This is a genomic window from Pelagibius sp., assembly GCF_028281305.1.
GTDB lineage: Bacteria > Pseudomonadota > Alphaproteobacteria > Kiloniellales > Kiloniellaceae > Pelagibius.
The window spans coordinates 1-3,303 of record NZ_JANQKD010000105.1 but is presented as its reverse complement, the minus strand read 5'-3'; the positions used below and the strand labels follow the sequence as shown (position 1 = coordinate 3,303).

Genomic DNA, 3,303 nt, shown 5'->3' with positions numbered 1-3,303 from the left:
CAACCCATGGACCGCCTCTCGCTGCTCGTGCCAGGCCGTCGTCACCCGCGCGGAGGTTTCCTCCATCCGGGCCATAATGGTTGCGGCATCGTCCCACTTGGCCGCAGCGTCACCGCCCGCTTGGGCGCTGGCGTCGGCCGCGGCCGCCATCTCCTCGGTGGTTGCCCGCAGGCCGGCGGTTGCTTCCTCGATGGACAGGATCGGCTTTGCCGCGGCTTCGGCTGCCGCGCCCAGCTCCGGAAACAGTGCTTCCAGCGCCCGGGCATCGTCACGAAGGTCTCGCAACGTGTCGGAGGCGATGCCGGAGAGGTCGATCTGCGGTGCTGCCCCGACCAAGGCCTGGATCGCGGTCAGCACATCCTGGGCGTTGGCATTCGTCGATGCCAACGCCGCAGCGGCAAGCGTCGCGCCATCCGTCAGAGCCGTGCCGGCCTGATAGCCCACGGACCCGAGATTGCGAACGGCATCTTCGGTTTGGCGGACCGCGGCGGTGGCGGCATCGGCGCTCCTGATGACCTCGGCGGAGACCACACCCAGCACACCGTCCACCGATGCACCGGCATGCATCTCTTTCATGGATTGGGCCAGATATTGACTAGGGCTTCCCCCGTGCAGTTTGGCCGCCTCCGTTGCCAGCTGGTGCGCATCGCGCATCAACTGGCTCATGTCCTTCTTGGCGCTGTCTCCGGCTTGTGCCACCTCGCGCATGGCCGCCACGACGCCGCTCGCCGCGTCGGCCATAGCGGCACTGCTTTCGTTGCCGGCGGCGGCGAGGTGCTGGAATGCTTCCGCGCCGGCATTGCCCGAGGCTTCGAGACTGGTGGCGATCGACTTGGCAGCATCGTCGATGCGGCCGAGCGCTTGGGTCCCCTCCTCGAGACCGGCGCGCAGAGGTGCCAGGTCGGCCTCCAGGCGGACACCGATCAGACGGACGGTCATAGCGGAGAAAGGTCCTCTTCCGGTTCGGCGAGGGAGACGGCGGCATCAGCCAGCCCGGCGGCGATCCAGGGCAGGAGCAGCACTGCGGCCCGCAGATCGAAGCCCAGCAGCTCGGCGCGCCGCAGCGCCAGGGTTTGGTCCAGCGCTGGCACCACGGTCCGGCCGATCACCTGCTGGGTGATTGCCTGGAACGCGCACTGCCACGCTTGCCAGCCTTCGAGGGTGGCGGGTTCGCTCGTTACGGTTGGGCAACGGTCGCCGCAGCCGGGGCCGCCGCCGGCCCGGCAGCCGCGGCAATACGCGGCGCCGCCGCCGAAGTGCCATGCGGCGCGGCGCTTGAGGCGTTTCCCTCGGCGACCAGCCGGTCGAGCGGGGCGTAGAGATCGCGCAGGAAAGCGCTCGCCATCTCTGGGATCGCCATCAGCCGGGCGGTGGTCGCCGGGGACACCAGCGCAACGTTGCCGTCGGCCTCGAGCACGCCGTCCCACTCCAGGATCGCCAGCTCGGCGAGTGCTGCCGCCAGCGCCTGCTTGGCCCAGCCGATCCGGCGCGGGTCATCCGCTGGTCCGGCGGGATCGATGCGCTCCCGCAGCAGTCCGGCGGCGCGGGCCCGTGCCGCCGCCTCGAGTGCGGTGTCGAGTGGCTGCACATTCACGCGGACGCCGTGGGGCAGGTCGAGCCAATACGGCTCGCGCGGCAGAGCGAGACGGATCATTGAATTTCTCCTGTGCAGAGACGTCCAAGGCGTCTCCACATTGACGGGCGATCGGTGAACCGGTAAAATCTAGCCAGATTTTTTGGACAGGGGCGGCGTATGGTCTATCCGAACTGGTCCCTCCAGGACGCCAAGAATGGGTTCAGCAGCATGGTTGATGCAGCTTTGGCAGGAGAGCCGCAGTTGGTGACCCGGCATGGCAAGCCGGCCGTGGTTGTGGTGTCCGCGGAGATATTCGAGCGCTTGAGCCGGCTTGACCAAGCCGAGGCGCCCTCGTTTGCGGATTTGCTGCTGACCATGCCGCAGGACGATGGAACCTTCGATCCCTCCGAAATCCGGCCACGGGAGATTGAGTTCTGATGTTCCTGCTCGACACCATGGTTTTGTCGGAACTTCGGAAGAAAAGTCGGAATACGGGTCTAGTTTCTTGGATGACTGGACGCACTTCCGGCGAGATGTACGTGAGTGTTGTTTCAGTTGGGGAAATCCAACGCGGCATTGACCTACAGCGAGATAAAGATTCCGTATTTTCGGTTTCGCTTGCCCAGTGGCTCGACCGGGTTCTGGTGACATACCGTGACCAAATTCTGCCGATCGATCTTCCAACAGCGCGCCGGTGGGGCCGGCTGAGTGCCGCCCTGGGCCATGATGGTGCTGATTTAATGATCGCGGCGACCGCGCTGGAACGCGGTCTGAAGGTGGTCACGCGGAATGTACGTCATTTTGAGACAACGGGCGTTCAGATCGAAAACCCGTTCCATTGATACCTGCTGCTGCCGGATCAAGCGTAACTCTCCACATCGTTCTTCAGCGTGATGGTGACGAATGGCCCGCTGGCGGGCTTGGCGGCCTGGAAGCTGGTGCGGGCCTCGATGCCGTTGGGGCCGCTGATCGCCCGCTTGGCGCGGGGAAGGTAGACGGCTGGCAGGTCGATGATGAGCGCCTGATCGGTGCTGAGCGTCCAGCCCATCGACAGCGCGATCGGCGTGCCGGCGCTGGCGGCATCCAGGAGCGTGGTGTCGGCGAAGCGGACGCTGATCTGCCCGGAACAGGCTGCCACGCCGAGGTCGCAGCCCTCAATCTTGCCGTCCTCGCGGATCACCCGGACCGGATCGAGCTTGTTGTCGTAGGTGATCTCGCCCGCGGTCACCAGCCCGAGTGCGGCGCCATCCTTGCGGATGAAGCCCATGGACTGCTGGAACCGCCGCAGGGACCGGGTGGTCGGGGTGCCGGCGATCGTGGCGGCGCTGGTGGTCTCGCCCTGGCCGATCAGGGTGATGGTGGTGTTGGCCCGCCCCGAGACCGCCCAGGGGAACTTGATCGAGCCGACCAGGCAGCCGAGGTTCTGGAAGGTGCGCGGCACCTCCGGGAACCCCAGTTCCAGCGACAGCGACGGCAGGCTTGCAGCCCCGCTGGTGAACACGTGGACGAAGGCGGGCGTGGTGCCGGTGGTGGTGGGTGGTCCCATCAGGCCCTTCAGCCAAAGCCCGACGTCGTGGAGATCGATCGGCACCACCGCCTGCCCCTGGTCGGTGATGACGCCGCGCGAGGGTTCGGCCGGTTCCCGCCCCAACCCGAGGACGTCGTTGGCCTCCAGCGGCTGTTCCGCACCGAGATCGCAGCTGATGAACGGCAGCAGGGCAAAGTCG

Annotated in this window: 6 protein-coding genes; 2 read left to right on the top strand and 4 right to left on the bottom strand. The window is 66.5% G+C overall.

Features of this window, described 5'->3' with window-relative positions; translation table 11 throughout:
- From Q0982_RS19930 to Q0982_RS19920, 3 genes are all read right to left on the bottom strand, one after another.
- The coding region (locus Q0982_RS19930) for a hypothetical protein (protein ID WP_299398894.1) at window positions 1-939 on the bottom strand (939 nt) is incomplete at its 3' end.
- Window positions 936-1,109, bottom strand: a complete 174-nt coding sequence (locus Q0982_RS19925; RefSeq protein ID WP_299398892.1) for a hypothetical protein — start codon at window positions 1,107-1,109, stop codon at window positions 936-938. The genes Q0982_RS19930 and Q0982_RS19925, both read right to left, overlap by 4 nt.
- A gap of 68 nt (window positions 1,110-1,177) precedes the next feature.
- Window positions 1,178-1,654, bottom strand: coding sequence for a hypothetical protein (locus Q0982_RS19920; protein ID WP_299398889.1), 477 nt, complete (start codon window positions 1,652-1,654; stop codon window positions 1,178-1,180).
- Between the two features lie 99 nt (window positions 1,655-1,753).
- Here Q0982_RS19920 and Q0982_RS19915 point away from each other — a divergent pair, with 99 nt between their 5' ends.
- On the top strand, window positions 1,754-2,014 hold the full coding sequence (locus Q0982_RS19915; protein WP_299398888.1) for a type II toxin-antitoxin system Phd/YefM family antitoxin: 261 nt from the start codon (window positions 1,754-1,756) through the stop codon (window positions 2,012-2,014).
- Window positions 2,014-2,418 (top strand): type II toxin-antitoxin system VapC family toxin, encoded by a 405-nt coding sequence (locus Q0982_RS19910; RefSeq protein WP_299398885.1) that lies wholly within the window; start codon window positions 2,014-2,016, stop codon window positions 2,416-2,418. Before Q0982_RS19915 ends, Q0982_RS19910 begins: the two co-directional genes overlap by 1 nt.
- A gap of 17 nt (window positions 2,419-2,435) precedes the next feature.
- Here Q0982_RS19910 and Q0982_RS19905 read toward each other — a convergent pair.
- Window positions 2,436-3,303: phage tail tube protein (locus Q0982_RS19905; RefSeq protein ID WP_299398883.1), on the bottom strand; the 868-nt coding region annotated here is incomplete at its 5' end.